This window comes from Pseudomonas sp. TWI929 (assembly GCF_039673335.1).
In the GTDB taxonomy this organism is placed as follows: Bacteria; Pseudomonadota; Gammaproteobacteria; order Pseudomonadales; family Pseudomonadaceae; genus Aquipseudomonas.
Window position 1 is genome coordinate 25,736 of record NZ_JBDJLK010000004.1, and the last position, 17,788, is coordinate 43,523.

Annotated in this window: 15 protein-coding genes and 2 pseudogenes; 12 read left to right on the plus strand and 5 right to left on the minus strand. The window is 62.3% G+C overall.

The window, feature by feature from the left end; all coding sequences use genetic code 11:
• Positions 1-14 precede the first annotated feature (14 nt).
• From ABE456_RS03215 to ABE456_RS03230, 4 genes and pseudogenes are all read left to right on the plus strand, one after another.
• Positions 15-1,136: a P1 family peptidase gene (locus ABE456_RS03215; protein ID WP_346642790.1), complete on the plus strand. Its 1,122-nt coding sequence runs from the start codon at positions 15-17 to the stop codon at positions 1,134-1,136.
• A gap of 98 nt (positions 1,137-1,234) precedes the next feature.
• Positions 1,235-1,639 (plus strand): annotated as a pseudogene (locus ABE456_RS03220) (tyrosine-type recombinase/integrase); the annotation flags it as partial.
• A 498-nt stretch (positions 1,640-2,137) separates the two neighbouring features.
• Positions 2,138-3,346, plus strand: a complete 1,209-nt coding sequence (locus tag ABE456_RS03225; protein WP_346642672.1) for an MFS transporter — start codon at positions 2,138-2,140, stop codon at positions 3,344-3,346.
• A gap of 155 nt (positions 3,347-3,501) precedes the next feature.
• The gene (locus tag ABE456_RS03230) at positions 3,502-4,107 is read left to right on the plus strand and encodes a TetR family transcriptional regulator (protein WP_346642673.1); all 606 of its coding nucleotides are present in this window, start codon (positions 3,502-3,504) and stop codon (positions 4,105-4,107) included.
• A gap of 570 nt (positions 4,108-4,677) precedes the next feature.
• On the opposite strand, the pseudogene ABE456_RS03235 reads toward ABE456_RS03230, so the two are convergent.
• Positions 4,678-5,334 (minus strand): annotated as a pseudogene (locus ABE456_RS03235) (transposase); the annotation flags it as partial.
• A 449-nt stretch (positions 5,335-5,783) separates the two neighbouring features.
• On the minus strand, positions 5,784-6,743 hold the full coding sequence (locus tag ABE456_RS03240; protein WP_346642674.1) for a DJ-1/PfpI family protein: 960 nt from the start codon (positions 6,741-6,743) through the stop codon (positions 5,784-5,786).
• A 115-nt stretch (positions 6,744-6,858) separates the two neighbouring features.
• Here ABE456_RS03240 and ABE456_RS03245 point away from each other — a divergent pair, with 115 nt between their 5' ends.
• Both ABE456_RS03245 and ABE456_RS03250 read left to right on the plus strand, forming a co-directional pair.
• Positions 6,859-7,860 carry an SLAC1 anion channel family protein gene (locus ABE456_RS03245; protein WP_346642675.1) on the plus strand — a complete coding sequence of 334 codons (1,002 nt, stop codon included), beginning with the start codon at positions 6,859-6,861 and terminating at the stop codon, positions 7,858-7,860.
• 77 nt (positions 7,861-7,937) lie between these two features.
• Positions 7,938-8,264: a multidrug efflux SMR transporter gene (locus ABE456_RS03250; RefSeq protein WP_346642676.1), complete on the plus strand. Its 327-nt coding sequence runs from the start codon at positions 7,938-7,940 to the stop codon at positions 8,262-8,264.
• Between the two features lie 298 nt (positions 8,265-8,562).
• Here the strand turns inward: ABE456_RS03250 and ABE456_RS03255 are convergent, their stop codons facing one another.
• The gene (locus ABE456_RS03255; RefSeq protein WP_346642677.1) at positions 8,563-9,288 is read right to left on the minus strand and encodes a tellurite resistance TerB family protein; all 726 of its coding nucleotides are present in this window, start codon (positions 9,286-9,288) and stop codon (positions 8,563-8,565) included.
• A gap of 66 nt (positions 9,289-9,354) precedes the next feature.
• Here ABE456_RS03255 and ABE456_RS03260 point away from each other — a divergent pair, with 66 nt between their 5' ends.
• The 3 genes from ABE456_RS03260 to ABE456_RS03270 are packed head-to-tail and all read left to right on the plus strand — an operon-like array spanning position 9,355 to position 10,432.
• Complete coding sequence (locus tag ABE456_RS03260) at positions 9,355-9,570, plus strand: hypothetical protein (protein WP_346642678.1); 216 nt, start codon at positions 9,355-9,357, stop codon at positions 9,568-9,570.
• A 60-nt stretch (positions 9,571-9,630) separates the two neighbouring features.
• The gene (locus ABE456_RS03265; protein ID WP_346642679.1) at positions 9,631-9,906 is read left to right on the plus strand and encodes a DUF2790 domain-containing protein; all 276 of its coding nucleotides are present in this window, start codon (positions 9,631-9,633) and stop codon (positions 9,904-9,906) included.
• Entirely contained in the window at positions 9,896-10,432 is a 537-nt protein-coding gene (locus ABE456_RS03270; RefSeq protein WP_346642680.1) for a thioredoxin family protein, read from the plus strand. The genes ABE456_RS03265 and ABE456_RS03270 overlap by 11 nt, the downstream gene beginning before the upstream one ends.
• 117 nt (positions 10,433-10,549) lie before the next feature.
• Here ABE456_RS03270 and ABE456_RS03275 read toward each other — a convergent pair whose 3' ends face one another.
• The gene (locus tag ABE456_RS03275; RefSeq protein WP_346642681.1) at positions 10,550-11,398 is read right to left on the minus strand and encodes a shikimate dehydrogenase; all 849 of its coding nucleotides are present in this window, start codon (positions 11,396-11,398) and stop codon (positions 10,550-10,552) included.
• Positions 11,395-11,844, minus strand: coding sequence for a type II 3-dehydroquinate dehydratase (aroQ, locus tag ABE456_RS03280; RefSeq protein ID WP_346642682.1), 450 nt, complete (start codon positions 11,842-11,844; stop codon positions 11,395-11,397). Before aroQ ends, ABE456_RS03275 begins: the two co-directional genes overlap by 4 nt.
• A 234-nt stretch (positions 11,845-12,078) precedes the next feature.
• Here aroQ and ABE456_RS03285 point away from each other — a divergent pair, with 234 nt between their 5' ends.
• Genes ABE456_RS03285 through ABE456_RS03295 form a run of 3 tightly spaced genes read left to right on the plus strand, consistent with a single transcriptional unit; the run spans position 12,079 to position 17,702 of the window.
• Complete coding sequence (locus ABE456_RS03285; RefSeq protein ID WP_346642683.1) at positions 12,079-13,332, plus strand: TolC family protein; 1,254 nt, start codon at positions 12,079-12,081, stop codon at positions 13,330-13,332.
• Positions 13,325-14,539, plus strand: coding sequence for an efflux RND transporter periplasmic adaptor subunit (locus tag ABE456_RS03290; protein ID WP_346642684.1), 1,215 nt, complete (start codon positions 13,325-13,327; stop codon positions 14,537-14,539). The genes ABE456_RS03285 and ABE456_RS03290 overlap by 8 nt, the downstream gene beginning before the upstream one ends.
• Before the next feature lie 16 nt (positions 14,540-14,555).
• Positions 14,556-17,702, plus strand: a complete 3,147-nt coding sequence (locus ABE456_RS03295; protein WP_346642685.1) for a CusA/CzcA family heavy metal efflux RND transporter — start codon at positions 14,556-14,558, stop codon at positions 17,700-17,702.
• Positions 17,703-17,788 lie beyond the last annotated feature (86 nt).

The following is a 17,788-nucleotide window of genomic DNA, read 5'->3' on the forward strand; positions in this document are numbered from 1 at the left end:
ACATGAAAGACACGATGAAGCCACGCGCTCGCGACCTGAACATTCAGTTTGGCCAACTGCAACCCGGCCCCCTCAATGCCATCACCGATGTGCCGGGTGTACGGGTTGGCCACAGCAATGTGCGAGGGTGCACGAGCAACGGCCGTGACATCCTGACCGGGGTAACGGTCATCGAACCCCGTGCCGGCTCCACCAGTCAGCAACCGTGCTTTGCCGGCGTCCACGTGTTGAACGGCAACGGCGACGCCACGGGTCTGGAGTGGATTCGCGAGGCAGGTCTTTTGACCAGCCCCATCGCGTTTACTAACACCCACAGTTTGGGCGTGGTGCGCGATGCACTGATTGTGCTGGACCGTGAACAACAGCCGGATGACGGCCGTCTCTACTGGAACATGCCGGTGGTGCTGGAGACCTATGACGGCCTTCTCAACGACATCAACGGTTTCCATGTGAAACCCGAACATGTGGCCGATGCCGCCAGTAATGCGGTGAGTGGGCCCGTGATCGAAGGCGCGATCGGCGGCGGAAGCGGCATGATCTGCCACGAGTTCAAGGGTGGCATCGGTACCGCTTCACGACGTCTGAGCTGCACTCAGGGTGGCTGGACGGTTGGTGCCATCGTCCAGGCGAACCACGGCATCCGTAACGAACTGCGCGTCGACGGCTACCCGGTCGGACGCTTCATGGAACAGGCCGACTCGCCGTTTCTCAAGGCTTCGCTGCCGCACCCGGGCATGGGTTCTATAGTCGTTTGCCTGGCCACCGACGCGCCGTTGCTGCCGCACCAATGTACGCGCCTGGCGCAACGTGCCAGCCTCGGCCTCGCCCGCACCGGTGGCGGTAATGAAGACCACAGCGGTGACATCTTTATCGCCTTTGCCACCGGTAATCAGGTGCCGCCGGCCGCTTATGAGAGTAAGCGCGCACCGACCACCGACAACCTGAGCATGGTCAACAACGACCACATCAGCGAGTTGTTCCTAGCCGCCACCGAGGCGGTGGAAGAAGCCATCATCAACGCCTTGTTAGCCGCTGACACCACAGAAAGCAACGGCCATGCCGTGCCGGGACTGGATTGTGAGACGTTGCTCAAAGCCTTGCATCAGGCCGGTTGGCCGGGAGCGGCGCATGCCTAACTGATTTAGCGGTATTGAGGTGGTGTGCTTGTTTCGCATTCATGTCGCCTCAAGCACATTGAATCGACCCGGATGCTCCGATCAACTTGCCGTGCAGTGGGCACGAGTTATCGCGAGCGATAGTGATGCAGCAGAAAACTCAGCGCCCCGTGCAGTTTGAGATTACCGAGCAAACTCGGCTGGCCCTACAGGCCTGGATAGATCAAGCCCATCTGCACTGCGAGGATTGACTTTTTCCTAACCGGCTACACGCCTCAGCGCATCTCTTCACCCGGCAGTACGCCCGAACCGTCAAAGCGTGGATAAAAGCTATTGGCTTTGAACCAGCCATGTACGGCACCCACACAATGAGACGTACGAAGGCATCGCTGATCTATCGCAGGACGAAGAACTTGAGAGCAGTTCAGCTCCTGCTCGGTCATACGACGCTTGAAAGCACGGTGCGATACCTAGGTATTGAGGTTGATGACGCATTGCAAATGGCGGAGCAGACGGAGGTCTGAAAGCGTATAGCGACGGTCGAGGTATGACCGTCGCTAACCGACCCATGGCTGCCAGTGGAGAAAGGCAGCATTCGGCCATGAGCAGTCATGGATGTACCTACGGAACTATGAACCAATCACTACTTGCAGATTGAGCCCCTTTACAGAGCGCTCTGGGCTCTCACCGCCCACCCGACGGACATGGATTTTTCTGAAACCGAGCTGGCCGATTGGAATGTAGAGAGCCGTTTTCAGCTGCGTTTGACCTCGGCACGGATTGCGTCGCGGTTCATCCAGGGTCAGCCGTCGAGGGCCACTGGGCCAGCATGATGAAACCATGCTGACCCTTCTGACGATTGGTCGCGCCAGGGCGCAGGGGGAGCTGCACAAGGGGATCTGGCCCGATCATGAAGGTTTACATTCAATGCGTATGATAATAAGGTTCTAATCATACGCAGTGTATGTAATTGTGCCCTAGCGCAGGACTGCGCAAGGGCCTTTCGATAAGGAGAGTCGAGCATGTTCAGTACCTACCGCGAGTTGTTTCAGGCCAAGGGGGCCAAGGGCTTTGCCCTGGCTGGCCTGTTGGCCCGGCTACCGTTGCCCATGACCGGTATCGGGATCATCACCATGCTGTCGCAAGTAACCGGCAGTTACGGCCTGGCCGGTGCCGTGGCAGCCACCTTCGTGCTGACCTATGCGCTGATGTCGCCGCAGATCTCGCGCCTGGTCGACGGCCATGGCCAGCGTCGGGTATTGCCAGCCGCCGCCGGGCTCAGCGTGCTGGGCATCCTCATGCTGCTGGCTTGCAGCTATTGGCGGCTGGCGGAGTGGACGCTATTCATCGGGGCCGCGCTTGCCGGCTTCATGCCCAGCATGTCAGCGATGGTGCGCGCACGCTGGACCGCGATCTACCGCGGCAAGGCGCAACTGCAGACCGCCTACTCGCTGGAAACCGTTCTCGACGAAGTTACCTTCATTGCCGGTCCGCCGATTTCGGTGGGTCTGAGCATGGCGGTACTGCCGCAGGCCGGGCCATTGGCTGCCGCCGTGCTCCTGGCCATCGGCGTGTTCGCCTTGGTGGTACAGGTCGGCACCGAGCCGCCGGTAGAGGCCGAAGCCGTCACCGGGCAAGGCAGCAATTCGGTGTTTCGAGTGGCCGACGTGCGCCTGCTGACCTTGCTGATGGTCGCCATGGGTGTGATCGTCGGTACCGTCGACATCGTCAGCTTGGCATTCGCCGAGCAGATGGGCATGCCGGCCGCGGCAAGTGTGGTGCTGTCCTGCTATGCGATCGGTTCCTGCGTCGCCGGGCTGGTGTTCGGTGCGCTGAAACTCGATACCCCGCTACATAAGCTGCTCCTGCTGGGCGGGCTGGCGACCGCGGCGACGACCTTGCCGCTGCTGCTGGCGGGGAACATTGTCGGGCTGGCCGGCGCCGTGCTGATCGCTGGCCTGTTCTTTGCCCCGACCATGATCGTTGCGATGTCTCTAGTAGAGCGCATCGTGCCCGAAAGCAAGCTGACCGAAGGCATGACCTGGTTGCTCGCCGGCCTCAACGTTGGCGTGGCCGGCGGCGCAGCGGCATCTGGGCAGGTGGTTGATGCATGGGGCGCCAAGGCCGGATTCAATGTGGCCTTGGCCGCTGGGGCCGCAGTGTTGCTGGTCGCGCTCTGGGGCTACCAGCGCATGCGCGCCCGGGCCCAACAGGCGTCGTATTCGTTTTGATCGGCTTCAGGCTGGCGACGGGCCATGCTAACTGAGGTTCGCTCGGCGCGCGACGAGGCGACAGGCTTGTCAGTGCGCCTCGCGCCCAAGACAATGCGCGCGAGGCATGAACACGTTTTGCCCACCCCATGCTGTTGAAGACAAGGAATAGCTTGATGGTTCGTCGCACCCGCGCCGCAATGCAAGAAACCCGGGCCCTGTTGCTGGTCACCGCCCGCCAGATGTTCAGCGAGCTAGGGTATGCGCACACTTCGATGGACGATTTGACCGCCCGGGCGGGTTTGACTCGGGGGGCGCTGTACCACCACTTTGGTGACAAGAAGGGGTTGCTGGCGGCTGTCGTCGAGCAGCTCGACGCCGAAATGGACGAGCGCCTGCGTGCTATCACCGACACCGCCGAGAACGCCTGGGACGGTTTTCGCCAACGCTGCCGCGCCTATCTGGAGATGGCGCTGGAGCCCGAGATTCAGCGCATCGTGCTGCGCGACGCCAGAGCGGTGTTGGGCGGCGGCTCGCCTGAGGCCCAGCGACATTGCATAGAGTCGATGCGCCAGTTGATCGAGAACCTGGTGCTGCAGGGTGTGCTTGTCCAGGCGCAGGCTCAAGCGCTGGCCGCATTGATATACGGCAGTTTGGCGGAAGCGACGGTATGGATCGCGGAGGCCGAGAACGGCGACACGCGGCTGGCGCAGGCAAGCCAGGCGTTCGACCTGCTGTTGCGCGGGGTGCTAAAACGGCCTACAGACTCTACGGACGCGTGATCGCACTCGACATTCAGCGCGTTGCCATCGCGATTTTGTGCCCATCATCAGCCGTAATCATCTCGCAGCGGTTCGTCTAGCTAGCACGTGCTCAAACCTGTAGGAGGTCAGCCCACCGCAGGTATTCGCGCCTAGCCCTTCCGCCCCAAAGCCAACACCGTTATCCGGAAGTTGTATTGTCGGGCTTTGGTGAGCGTCCAAAGGTGACAGCCAATACTCAGGCTGTAAAACGGAACTGGTTGGACCTACTGCTGCCGCTCGGCAATGGCCGCTTTGGGTCTAGGCTGTGTGAAAACGCAGTAAACACGTTGAAAACTGAAAGTCGCGAGGATTGCCTATGGAATTAGCAGGCGAGAGCGTGAATAGCCTTACCCAGCGAAAACGACATTTGTAGTGCTATATGGGCCGCGTCAGCGGCCCATATAGCTGTTTGCGGGCCAGCAAGCGACGGGGTTTACGCCCTGATCGCCTCAAGTAGTCCTGCGATGCCAAAGATGCTCATCATCCGTTTGAGGTTGTAGGCGAGCACGTGAAGGCTCATCTCGGTGCTTACCCTCGGCAGGGTTTTAGAAGCTGCGTCTCAATGTCCTTGAGTTTTTGCATCTGCTGTTTCAGCTTTTCGACTTTGTCTTTCAATCGCTCAGTCTTGACCTCGGCCACTTCCGGCGCTGCCCGATCGGCTGAATCCATTGCCGCTAGATAGCGGTCGATGCTCTGCTCGATCTGCTGCATGCGCGCCTTCACCTTGCCCTGAGTGAAATTGCGGTCGCGGTTATTCACGGCTTTGAATTTGCTGCCGTCGATGGCGATGATCGATTGGGAGAAGAGATTGAGGTTGCGGCAAAGCACTACGAACTGTCGGCAGACGCTGCGAATGGCTTTACCGTTGTCTCTGCGAAAGTCGGCAATCGTCTTGAAGTCAGGCGCCAATCGGCCAATTAGCCACATCAACTCGACATTACGCTCTGCCTCACGCTCAAGCCGGCGGCTGGACTGAATCCGGTTGAGATAGCCATAGATGTAGATTTTTAACAGCACTGCTGGATGGTAGGCCGGACGGCCAGTTGCCGCAGGATCGACACCCTCGAACCCGAGTGCCCCAAGGTCGAGTTCATCGACAAAAACGTCGACTACCCGAACTGGGTTTTCTTCGGTGATGTAATCGTCCAGGCAATCCGGCAGCAGCGTGACTTGCGTCCGAGCCTCACCTTCGATGAATCGCTTCATGATCGTCCCCGCCACGATCTCGACGATCAGAAGGTTAGGCAGTCGTAGGGGTTTTCACACAGCCTGGACCCATAGCTGACTTTGATCCAAGCCTTTGTGTTGTCAGTGCAGGCCTCATCGCCGGCAAGCCAGCTCCCACAGGAACATCAAGCTTCCAGGCCTGCACCAAAACTGTGGGAGCCGCGCTTGCCGGCGATGGGCCGCGAAGCGGCCCCAACATTCAGGCGTCTCCATGGGTCGAAAGCCGTCACTCGCGAACAGCCACTTTCGACCCATAGCTGCCGGTCAGATACGGAAGAATTCGGCCAGACGCGGACATTGAAATGCTGGCCCGATACAGTTGAGATCCGTGGAACCAAGGCATCATTGAACGCACCTGTCGATGACTATCACATCGTCACTTTGGCTGTTCCATCAGTGCCTCTGGATCTTAGCGGCCCCCTTTTACATCACATTGAAGAAAACCGCTTTCGATAGTCACTCGGACCGACCCCGAGACGGCGCGTGAAGGCTCTTCTGAAACCATCGGTATTGGCATAACCCACGGTGTCGGCCAGTCGCTTGAGGGACACGTCTGAATCCTCGATCAAGCGCCTGGCGGCATCGATGCGCGCCAGCTCCACGAACTCGGCCGGTGTCGAGCCGGCTTCGGCCTTGAAGGTCCGGGCAAAGTTACGTTCGCTCATGCCGGCGCGTGCGGCGAGGGTGGGGACGCTGAGGTCGGCCTTCAGGTGCTGCACCACATAATCCTGCACATCCCTGATCACGCTCCGTTCGGCTATCTGGGCGGCCAACTGCGCGCTGAACTGCGATTGCCCGCCCGGTCGTTTGAAGAACATTACCATCTCTCGCGCCACACTAAGCGCCAGTTCCCTGCCGTGATCCTCTTCGACCAGTGCCAGGGCCAGGTCCATGCCCGCGGTGACCCCCGCCGAGGTGTAGAGGTTGCCGTCCTTGATGAAAATGCTGTCGGCGTCGACTTGGGTGTGCGGGTGCTCTTTGGCGAGTTTCGCGCTGGAGTTCCAGTGGGTCGTAACACGACGTCCGTCGAGCAGGCCGGCGGCGGCCAACAGGAACGCGCCGCTGCACACCGAGCCAATGCGGCGCACCGTCGTGGCCTGTTTGCGCAGCCACTGCTGCAAGGCAGGGTTGAGCGCGATCTCGTCGATCTGCGGACTGCCGGCCACAAGCAAGGTATCGATCCTGCCTTTATAGGTTTCGAAGGTCTCGTCGATGGCGAGCTTCAAACCGCTTGAGCCTTTGATCATGCCTTTTTCGGTGCCGATCACTTCGACCCGGTAGGCCCGTGGATTGCCCAGTTGCTTGGCCGCCTCGGCAAAGACATCAGCCGGACCGACCACATCCAGCAGCTGCACCCGGGGGAAGGCAAGGAGGGTGATGATGCGCATGATGTCTGTCCTCGTCGAATCGTTGGCTGAATACGTCGTAATGCGACTGTTTCGGCCAAAGCCTGTTTGGCTGAAAATAACCTCAACAGCAAATTCAGTCAAACGGGAGACTGCCATGAACGCTGCATCCACCCCCAACGTCGCTGTGGCTCAATCGGTAACCACCAGCACGACTTCCATCAAAAACCTGCCCATCAATTTGTTCGGCTCAGCCATGGGCCTGGCTGGTCTGGGCCTGGCCTGGCGCTTGAATGGCCAGTACTTCGGTATCGGCGGCCAGCTGGGTGAGGTGATAGGCGCGTTTGCCGGCCTGGTATTCGTGTTGCTGACCCTGGGCTACCTGACCAAATGGGTCAAACATCCTGAAGCGGTGCGGGGCGAATTCAATAACCCGGTTGTCAGCAACTTTTTCGGCACAGTCACCATCGCGTTGTTGCTGCTTTCCGCCGTGGCGGCGCCCCACAGCCCGCTGCTTGGCGAAGCACTGTGGATATTGGGCAGCGTACTGACCGTACTGCTCGCCGGCCTGGTGGTTTCGCGCCTGTTGTCGGGCGCGCAGGACCCCTTGAATGCAGTGCCCGCCTGGTTGATCCCGGGCGTTGCCACCCTTGATATCGCGGTTACCGGTGCGCACATGCCGATTGCCTGGGCTGCCGAGTTCAATCTGTTTGCACTGGCCGTGGGTGCGGTGCTGGCACTGGTTTTCTACACCCGGATCTTCTCGCGCCTGGTCCATCAGGCCCCCCTGGCCAAAGGCATGGTGCCTTCGCTGATGGTCCTGATTGCACCCTTTGAAGTCGGTTTCCTGGCGTACACCAATGTGTTTGGCGAGATCGACCGGTTTGCCAGCGTGTTGTTCTACTTCGGCCTGTTCCTGTTCGTGGTGCTGAGCTTCAAGGTGTTCCGTCGCGATGTGCCTTTTGCCCCTTCGTGGTGGGCAATCAGCTTTCCCATCGCGGCCCTGAGCAATGCGGCGCTGAAATACGCACATGCCCAGGACAACACTGTGCTGATGGCCATCGCTGTGCTGATCCTGCTGTTCCTCACCGTGGCACTGAGCGTGCTGACTGTGAAAACACTGTCCAGCCTGGTGCGCGGCAAACTGTTGGCCAACTGACGTTTCATCTCCGTTTACCTCCCCTTGGCGAGCCTTCGGTGGTTCGCCTTTTTTTTTGCCCTGAAAGGTCTCGCCCCATGACTAACACCGCCTCCTGGTTACTGCTGATCGTTGCCGGGTTCCTGGAGATCGCCTTTGCGATCGGACTCAAATCCGCCAATGGCATGGAGCGGCCCTGGTTGCTCGCCGGCACCTTGGTGGTGTTGGCCGGCAGCTTGTCTTTACTGACGATGGCCCTGCGGGTCCTGCCCGTTGGCACCGCCTATGCGGTGTGGACCGGCATCGGCGCCGCAGGCACGGCCCTCGTTGGCATGTATTGGTTGGGTGACGGGGTTTCGTTCTGGCGGTTCTTCTGGATTGGCTTGATCCTGGTGAGTGTCGCCGGGCTACGCTGGGGCGCCTAATCAGGTCGGATCAACTTTCATATTTTATGAGAAAGGAAAATAGTCGACGGTTGTTTTGAAATGTCAGCAGCGGTTCATATTTTAAACAGAAAGCGTTGTGTCGATTTCTGTCTGTCGCAACGGGCAGCTATGGGGCGATAGCGGTCACTCACAAATGGCTGCTATCGACCCGAGGCGGACACTGATCCAAAGCTCTGTTGTCAGTGCCGGCCTCATCGCCGGCAAGCCACACACACAGGATTATCACAAGCCTTCAGACCTGCGCTGTACCTTGTGGGAGCCGTGCTTGCTCAGCCCGTCAAACGGCGCCCTTGGCCTGTTGTTCCAGGTGCACCTGCAATGTCGGGTCGATTTGCAGTGCACTGGCCAGTTCGTCAAGGTAGGCCCGCTCTGCGTCCTGCTGGTCATCCACCAGCATCACGCTGGCCAGGTACATTTCCGCGGCCATGGCCGGGTCCTGGGCCGACCGCGCCACCTCGGCAGCATCGAGTGGCTTGCTGACTTCATCATCCAGCCATTGCTGCAGTTGCGGGTCGCTGGTCTGACGTTTGATTTCAGCGTAGATCAACTGTTCTTCTTGCTTGTCGATGCGACCGTCAGCCTTGGCTGCGGCAATCAGCGCACGCAAGATGGCATGGCTGTGATCCTCGGCCTCGGGGCCGGACAATTGATCGACAGTACGCACCGCTTGTTGCGGGGCTGCTGCCTGGCTGCGCTGCCAGCTTTGATAGGCCTGGAACGCCATCATGCCCAACGACGCCAGGGCCGCGTAATTGATGCCACCTGCGGGGCGCCCCTGGGTTGAGCTGCCAGCGCTGTTGCCACCACCCGCACCCAACAGGCCGCCCAGTAATCCACCAAGGCCATTGTCGCCACCCGTTGTACTACCGCCGCCAAGCAGGCCGCCCAGCAAACCGCCCAAACCGCCCAGGCCGTCTTGCGAGGGCATGCCGCTGCTACCTTGTTGCGCTTGCGAACGCTGGCCGGCCCGAAGTAGCTGTTCGAGTAAGTCACTGGTGTTCATGGCTTTACCTTTGATCGGTAGTCGTTGCCCAGACAAGCAACGATAGCCTCCTCAAGGCGAACCGCCATGACCGTTTGGCTGACGGCTATGGGGCAAAGGCCTCATCCCAATGTATCCGTTTGTACAAAGTCGGCGCCTTCCCTGGGTGCCGATTTTGCTTATAACTATATGTTTTTTAATGATTTTTATGTGAGCAGCCAGGCGCCGCCAGCGTTGCTGCAGATACAGGAGGAAGCACATCACCGTGTCGGGCGACACATACGGGATACCTGGCAGGCGTGAAATGGCTCTCGACCGGGGAACAACACTCCCCACAGCCAAGCGTTACACAGGAGAGATGCCATGAACTTCAAGACTTTCGCCAGCGCCAGCCTGTTCGCCGTGCTCAGCTTCGGTGCCATCGCCGCCCAGGCCGCCACTGCCCCGATGCACGATGCCGGGGCCATGCAGTACCACTACGGCGACCATCTGGACGTGAAGAAAGTGCTGTCGGTGCAGGATGACCAGAGCAACGCTTGCGGCCTGGTAAACACCCGCATGGACTATATCGATTCCAAAGGCCAGCAGCAGAGCGTGCAGTACCGCAGCTACGCGACCGGCGGTTGCCATGAGAATTGATCGGCGCTTGCTGTTGAAAGTGGGTGGCATTGCCCTGGCCCTGAGCGGTTTGGGCCTGGCCGGGCACTTGATGGCTCGCGACAGCTACGGCGCCATGCCGTCGCTGTCGGGCGCCAGCCAGTGGCTGAATTCGTCGCCACTGGATGCCCCGGGGCTCAAGGGCAAAGTGGTGTTGGTGGACTTCTGGACCTGGGACTGCATCAACTGCCAACGTAGCCTGCCGCATGTGAACGACTGGGCGCGGCGTTATGCCGATCAGGGGCTGGTGGTGGTGGGGGTGCACACGCCGGAGTATGACTACGAGCATGACGTCGGCACCTTGCGGGACAAGGTAGCCAAGCTGGGGATCGCTTACCCGGTGGCGGTGGATAACGACCACAAGGTGTGGAATGCCTGGGGCAACCAGTTCTGGCCGGCGCATTACTTTGTCGACCGCAAGGGGCAGGTGCGCCATGTGCACTTTGGCGAGGGGGATTATGGTGGGCAGGAGCAGGTGATACAGGCGTTGCTGGATGAGAAAGGGTGACTGCCTGTGCCGGCCTCTTCGCGGGCTCGCCCGCTCCCACAGGTACTGCGCAGTATTCACTGATTGCGCGATACCTGTGGGAGCGGGCAAGCCCGCGAAGTAGCCTGCACCGATCTGTCAGGTGAAACTGGCGAAGTGCGCCTGCATCCGCTCTGCATCCGCCTGGCGCCCGCTGAACAGCTCGAACGCCTTCACCGCCTGGAACACCGCCATGTTGCTGCCATCCAGCGTGCGGCAGCCCAGTGCCCGGGCAGCGCGCAGCAGTTCGGTTTCCAGCGGGAAGTAGATGATTTCCGCCACCCACAGGCGCGCATGCAGCAGTTCCACCGGCAGCGGTGTGCCCGGCAGCTTGGCCATGCCCACCGGGGTGGTGTTGACCAGCCCGTCTGCCTCGGCCAATGCCGTGGCCAGGTCGGTGCCGACCACGGCGCGACCAGCGCCGAAATGGGCATTCAGGTTGTCTACCAGTGCCTGCGCACGGGCCGCGTCCACTTCGAACAGCACCAGCCGCTCGACCCCTTCACCCAGCAGGGCATGGGCCACGGCGGAGCCTGCACCACCGGCACCCATCTGCACCACCTGGCGCCGTGCCACGTCGGGCAGGCCGCGGCGCAAGCCTTCGGCAAAGCCCAGGCAGTCGGTGTTGTGGCCGACCCGCTTGCCGTCTTTCAGCACCACTGTGTTGACCGCGCCGATGCCGCGGGCTTCGTCCGACAGTTCGTCGAGCAGCGGCAGGATCGCCTGCTTGAACGGGTAGGTAATGTTGAGCCCGGTAAAACCGGTGTGCTGCGCGGCGTCGAGCAGGCCGGGCAGGGCGCTGTCGTCCAGTTGCAGCTGGTCGGCGTCGATCAGCCGGTACAGGTAGCGCAGGGCCTGGGCGTCACCTTCGTGTTCGTGCAGGGCAGGCGTGCGCGACAGCTGGATGCCGCGGCCGATCAGGCCGGCGAGGATGGCTTGCTGGCTCATGCCTTGTGCTCCTGAAACATTGCGGCGAAGTGGCTGATAGCCATGCGGTAGCCATGGCTGCCCAGGCCGCAGATCACACCTACAGCAATGGACGATACGAACGACAGATGACGGAACGGCTCGCGCTTGTGCACGTTGGACAGGTGCACTTCGATGACCGGCAGTTCGCTGGCTACCAGGGCGTCGCGGATGGCCACCGAGGTGTGGGTCCAGGCACCGGGGTTGATCACGATACCGGCGCAGCGGCCACGGGCGGCGTGGATCCAGTCGATCAGTTCGCCTTCGTGGTTGGTTTGCCGGAACTCGATTTCCAGGCCGTGGGCGTGGGCAGTATCGGCACAGCCCTGGCCTACGTCAGCAAGGGTTTCGTGGCCATATTGGGCAGGCTCGCGGGTGCCCAGCATGTTCAGGTTGGGGCCGTTGAGCACAAGAATAAGGGGCTTCATGACGGGCATCGCTTTGTTGTTGTTGAATGCTCCTAGTTTTGTACTGACTGGTTAGTTTCGTCAATTGGACTAGATCGCCGTACTGGGAAAGTGGGCGATTATCGAACCTTGAACTTTGTAGGTTTCCTGTGGAAGCGGCGTGTTCATTACAAAATTGTAATTTTCCCGCCACCGCCCCGATAAGCACGGCTTTCTACAGTCCCTCGCCAACGCTCGCCGACGAGGACCTGTTTCGTGCCCATCTCCCGCAAGATCGCCTTGCTCTGCCTGTTGCTGGCCGCTGCCAGCAGCGCCCAGGCCAGCCAGAGCCTGAGCCTGCCCCAGGCGCTGGCCGCCGCCTTTGCCCAGAACCCGGAGCTGGCTGCTGCCGGCCGGGAAATCGGCATCGCCGATGGCGAGCGGCGCCAGGCCGGGTTGATCCCTAACCCGGAGTTGGCCTGGGAGGTCGAGGACACCCGTCGCGACACCAGCACCACCACCGTCACCCTCAGCCAGCCGCTGGAGCTGGGCGGCAAGCGCGGCGCACGCATCGCCGTGGCCGGTGCCGGCCAGGCCATTGCCCAGCTGGACCTGGAGCGCCAGCGCAATGGCCTGCGTGCCGATGTGGTGCAAGCCTTCCATGCCGCCTTGCGCGCACAAACCGCGCTGGAACTGGCGCAGCAGTCGCAGGCGTTGACCGAGCGGGGGCTGCGGGTGGTGCAGGGTCGGGTCACTGCCGGCCAGTCATCGCCGGTGGAAGCCACCCGTGCCCAGGTGCAAATGGCCCAGGCCCAGGCCGAAGTGCGCCGCGCACAAACCCAGCGCAGCGTGGCCTACCAGGCCCTGGCCCGTTTGACTGGCAGCCCGCTGGCAAGCTTTGACCAGTTGCAGGCTACCAGCCTGTCCCCTGGCGCCGCGCCCAGCGCCGATGCCTTGCTCGACCAGGTCGAGCAGACGGTCGAATGGCGCCTGGCCGCTGCCCAGGTCGAGCGCGGCGACGCGGCCTTGGGGGCGGAAAAGGCCCTGCGTATTCCCAACCTCACCGTCAGCCTCGGCAGCCAGTACAGCCGTGAGGACCGCGAGCGGGTGAATGTGGTGGGCCTGTCCATGCCGTTGCCGCTGTTCGACCGCAACCAGGGCAACGTGCTGGCGGCCGCACGCCGCGCCGACCAGGCGCGGGACCTGCGCAACGCCGTGGAACTGCGCCTGCGCAGCGAAACCCGTAGCGCTGTCAGCCAATGGGATACGGCAATGCAGGAAGTGGACGCCTACGACCGCACCATCCTGCCTTCCGCGCAGCAGGCCGTGGACACCGCCACCCGCGGTTTCGAAATGGGCAAGTTCGCCTTCCTCGATGTACTCGACGCCCAGCGCACGCTGATCGAGGCCCGCGGGCTGTACCTCGAAGCCCTGGCATCGGCGACCGACGCACGGGCGCAGGTCGAACGGATCTATGGCGGCCTGGATGGCCTGAGCACCAAACCGAACAGCAGGAGCAACAATGACTAACCCACGCAAAATAGCCCTTCTGGTCGCCGCCATTGCTGCGCTCGGCCTTGGCGGCCTGGCCTGGACCGGCAACCTCGGCCAGGCATCCAAGGCTGAAGCCCGGCACGACGACCATGGCGACGACAGCCACGGCCATGCAGAGGAGCATGCCGCTGAAGGCCATGCAGAGGAAGGGCACGCTGAACAAGGGGGCCAGTTGCACCTGTCCATTGCCCAGATCGAAGCCGCCGGTGTGCAGTTGACGGCTGCCGGCCCTCGTGAGCTGGGCACGGCCATCAGCTTCCCGGGTGAAATACGCTTTGACGAAGACCGCACCGCCCACGTCGTACCGCGTGTGCCTGGTGTGGTCGAGGCGGTGCAAGCCGAGCTGGGCCAGACGGTCAAGCGCGGCCAGGTGCTGGCGGTGATCGCCAGCCAGCAGATTTCCGACCTGCGCAGTGAGCAACAGGCCGCCCAGCGCCGCCTGGAGCTGGCGCGGCTGACCTTCAAGCGCGAACAGCAGTTGTGGCAGGAACGCATCAGCGCCGAGCAGGATTACCTGCAGGCGCGCCAGGCGCTGCAAGAGGCCGAGATCGCGCTGGCCAATGCCCGGCAGAAGGTCGCTGCCGTGGGCCCGGCCGGCGCCGGCAACCGTTATGAGCTGCGCGCCCCGTTCGATGCGGTGGTGGTGGAAAAGCACCTGACCGTGGGCGAGGTGGTGGATGAGACCAGCAATGCCTTCACCCTGTCTGACCTGAGCCGGGTCTGGGCCACCTTCGCCGTGGCCCCGCGCGACCTCGACAAGGTGGTGACTGGCCGTAATGTCACGGTCAGCGCGCCAGACTTGGGCGCCCAGGTCGAAGGCAAGGTCAACTACGTCGGCAGCCTGCTCGGCGAGCAGAACCGCGCTGCCACCGTGCGCGCCACCTTGGCCAACCCCAACGGCGCCTGGCGCCCTGGGCTGTTCGTCAACATTGCGGTCAGCGTCGAACGCTTCAATGCCGCCGTGGTGGTGCCGGAAAGCGCCTTGCAAACCTGGGAAGAGCAGACCGTGGTGTTTACCCGCACCGAGCAAGGCTTCGCAGCCCGCCCGGTGAAAACCGGCCGCCGTGATGCCGGCCAAGTGGAGATCACCAGCGGCCTGGCCGCCGGTACCCAGGTAGCGGCCGCCGGCAGCTTTGTCCTCAAGTCCGAGCTGGGCAAGGGCTCGGCCGAACACAGCCATTGATCACGGGGACACCTGCATGTTCGAACGCCTGATCCAATTTGCCATCGAGCAGCGCCTGGTGGTGATGCTGGCCGTGGTCCTGATGGCCGCGGTGGGTATCCACAGCTACCAGAAACTGCCGATCGACGCTGTACCGGACATCACCAACGTCCAGGTGCAGATCAACACCGCTGCCCCCGGTTATTCGCCGCTGGAGACCGAGCAGCGCATCACGTTTGCCATCGAGACCGCCATGGCCGGCCTGCCTGGGCTTAAGCAGACCCGCTCGCTGTCGCGCTCGGGCCTGTCGCAGGTCACGGTCATTTTCGACGATGGCACCGACTTGTTCTTCGCCCGGCAGTTGGTCAACGAGCGCCTGCAAGTGGCCCGTGAGCAGTTGCCCGACGGGATCGAGGCCGGCATGGGGCCGATTTCCACCGGGTTGGGCGAGATCTTCCTGTGGACCGTGGAAGCCGAGGAGGGTGCCCTGAAGGAAGACGGCACACCCTATACCCCGACCGACCTGCGGGTGATTCAGGACTGGATCATCAAGCCACAGCTGCGCAATGTACCGGGGGTGGCCGAGGTGAACAGCATCGGCGGCCATGCCAAGCAGTACCTGATTGCGCCGGAGCCCAAGCGCCTGGCGGCTTACAAGCTCACCCTCAATGACCTGATCGCGGCGCTGGAACGCAACAACGCCAACGTCGGCGCCGGTTACATCGAGCGCAATGGCGAGCAGTTGCTGATCCGCGCCCCGGGCCAGGTGGCGTCGGCCGAGGACATCGCCAACATCGTCATTTCCAGCGTCGATGGCACGCCGATCCGCGTCAGCCATGTCGCCCAGGTGGGCCTGGGCGAAGAGCTGCGCTCCGGTGCGGCCACCGAAAACGGCCGCGAAGTGGTGCTGGGCACGGTGTTCATGCTGATTGGCGAGAACAGCCGCACGGTGTCGCAGGCAGTTGCCGCCAAGCTGGTCGAGATCAACCGCAACCTGCCCAAGGGCGTGGTCGCGGTGACGGTATACGACCGCACCAACCTGGTGGAAAAAGCCATTGCCACGGTGAAGAAAAACCTGGTCGAAGGTGCGATCCTGGTGATTGCCGTGCTGTTCCTGTTCCTGGGCAATATCCGCGCTGCGCTGATCACTGCCATGGTCATCCCGCTGTCGATGCTGTTCACCTTCACCGGCATGTTCAGCAACAAGGTCAGTGCCAACCTGATGAGCCTGGGCGCGCTGGACTTCGGCATCATCGTCGACGGTGCGGTGGTGATCGTGGAAAACGCCATCCGCCGCCTGGCCCATGCCCAGCAACGCCACGGCCGCATGCTGACCCGCGCCGAGCGCTTCCATGAAGTGTTCGCCGCCGCCCGCGAGGCGCGTCGGCCGCTGATCTACGGGCAATTGATCATCATGGTGGTGTACCTGCCGATCTTTGCCCTGACCGGGGTCGAGGGCAAGATGTTCCACCCCATGGCCTTCACCGTGGTCATGGCCCTGCTCGGCGCGATGATCCTCTCGGTCACCTTCGTGCCGGCGGCCATTGCCCTGTTCGTTACCGGCAAGGTCAAGGAAGAGGAAGGCCTGGTGATGCGCACCGCGCGCCAGCGCTATGCGCCGGTGCTGGCCTGGGTGCTGGGCCGGCGCAAGCTGGCGTTTGCCGCCGCCGCCACCCTGGTGCTGTTGTCCGGGGTGATGGCCAGCCGCATGGGCAGCGAGTTCATCCCCAGCCTCAGCGAGGGCGACTTCGCCCTGCAAGCCCTGCGCGTGCCGGGTACCAGCCTGTCGCAGTCGGTGGACATGCAGCAGCGCCTGGAGCAGGCAATCATCGCCCAGGTGCCGGAAGTGGAGCGGGTGTTCGCCCGCACCGGCACCGCCGAAATCGCCTCCGACCCGATGCCGCCGAACATTTCCGACGCCTACGTGATGTTGCGCCCGCGAGAGCAATGGGTGGACCCGGGCAAGCCGCGGGATGAACTGATCGCCGAGGTACAGCGTGCTGCGGCCAGCGTACCGGGCAGCAACTACGAGTTGTCACAGCCGATCCAGTTGCGCTTCAACGAGTTGATTTCCGGGGTGCGCAGCGATGTGGCGGTGAAGCTGTTCGGTGATGACATGGACGTGCTCAACCGCACCGCCGCGCAGATCGCCAGCAGCTTGCAGGGCGTGCCGGGTGCGTCCGAGGTGAAGGTTGAACAGACCACCGGCCTGCCGGTGCTGACCATCGACATCGACCGCGACAAGGCCGCCCGCCATGGCCTGAACGTGGGTGATGTGCAGGATGCCATCGCCATTGCCGTGGGTGGTCGCACCGCAGGCACGTTGTATGAAGGCGACCGCCGCTTCGACATGGTGGTGCGCCTGTCCGAAACCCTGCGCACCGATGTCGACGGGCTGGCCAGCCTGCTGATTCCGGTACCGGCCAGTGCCGCTGCGGGTGCTGCGCAAATCGGCTTCATCCCGCTGTCGCAGGTGGCCACGCTGAATTTGCAACTGGGGCCCAACCAGGTCAGCCGTGAGGATGGCAAGCGGGTGGTGGTGGTGAGTGCCAACGTGCGTGGGCGCGACTTGGGGTCGTTCGTGGAGGAGGCCGAACAGGCCTTGATTGGCCAGGTGCAGATACCGCCGGGTTACTGGACCCGCTGGGGTGGCCAGTTCGAGCAGCTGCAGTCGGCGGCCGAGCGCCTGCAGGTGGTGGTGCCGGTGGCCTTGCTGCTGGTCATGGCGCTATTGCTGATGATGTTCAACAACCTCAAGGATGGCCTGCTGGTGTTCACCGGCATTCCGTTTGCCCTCACCGGTGGGGTGCTGGCGCTGTGGTTGCGGGATATTCCGCTGTCCATTTCTGCGGGTGTGGGTTTCATTGCCCTGTCGGGGGTGGCGGTGCTCAATGGCTTGGTGATGATTGCCTTTATCCGTGGCCTGCGTGAGGAAGGGCGCACGCTGCGGGCGGCGGTCGAGGAGGGCGCGTTGACGCGCTTGCGGCCGGTGCTGATGACCGCGTTGGTAGCCTCGCTGGGGTTCATTCCGATGGCCTTGGCCACCGGGACCGGCGCTGAAGTGCAGCGGCCGCTGGCGACGGTGGTGATTGGCGGCATCCTTTCTTCTACTGCGCTGACCTTGCTGGTGTTGCCGGCACTGTATCAGTGGGCGTATCGGCGCGAAGAGGTGCAGGAGGGCTGATCTTGCCGGGGCCGCGTTGCGGCCCCAGGATTTCGGCATTGATGCACAAAGTGCCGGGGCCGCTACGCGGCCCTATCGCGACGCAA

Bases quoted from the DNA above. Each gene is read 5' to 3' on its own strand.
- ABE456_RS03215 (WP_346642790.1), top strand. From the start codon at position 15: ATGAAGCCACGCGCTCGCGACCTGAACATTCAGTTTGGCCAACTGCAA.
- ABE456_RS03225 (WP_346642672.1), top strand. From the start codon at position 2,138: ATGTTCAGTACCTACCGCGAGTTGTTTCAGGCCAAGGGGGCCAAGGGC.
- ABE456_RS03230 (WP_346642673.1), top strand. From the start codon at position 3,502: ATGGTTCGTCGCACCCGCGCCGCAATGCAAGAAACCCGGGCCCTGTTG.
- ABE456_RS03240 (WP_346642674.1), bottom strand. From the start codon at position 6,743: ATGCGCATCATCACCCTCCTTGCCTTCCCCCGGGTGCAGCTGCTGGAT.
- ABE456_RS03245 (WP_346642675.1), top strand. From the start codon at position 6,859: ATGAACGCTGCATCCACCCCCAACGTCGCTGTGGCTCAATCGGTAACC.
- ABE456_RS03250 (WP_346642676.1), top strand. From the start codon at position 7,938: ATGACTAACACCGCCTCCTGGTTACTGCTGATCGTTGCCGGGTTCCTG.
- ABE456_RS03255 (WP_346642677.1), bottom strand. From the start codon at position 9,288: ATGAACACCAGTGACTTACTCGAACAGCTACTTCGGGCCGGCCAGCGT.
- ABE456_RS03260 (WP_346642678.1), top strand. From the start codon at position 9,355: ATGACCGTTTGGCTGACGGCTATGGGGCAAAGGCCTCATCCCAATGTA.
- ABE456_RS03265 (WP_346642679.1), top strand. From the start codon at position 9,631: ATGAACTTCAAGACTTTCGCCAGCGCCAGCCTGTTCGCCGTGCTCAGC.
- ABE456_RS03270 (WP_346642680.1), top strand. From the start codon at position 9,896: ATGAGAATTGATCGGCGCTTGCTGTTGAAAGTGGGTGGCATTGCCCTG.
- ABE456_RS03275 (WP_346642681.1), bottom strand. From the start codon at position 11,398: ATGAGCCAGCAAGCCATCCTCGCCGGCCTGATCGGCCGCGGCATCCAG.
- aroQ (WP_346642682.1), bottom strand. From the start codon at position 11,844: ATGAAGCCCCTTATTCTTGTGCTCAACGGCCCCAACCTGAACATGCTG.
- ABE456_RS03290 (WP_346642684.1), top strand. From the start codon at position 13,325: ATGACTAACCCACGCAAAATAGCCCTTCTGGTCGCCGCCATTGCTGCG.
- ABE456_RS03295 (WP_346642685.1), top strand. From the start codon at position 14,556: ATGTTCGAACGCCTGATCCAATTTGCCATCGAGCAGCGCCTGGTGGTG.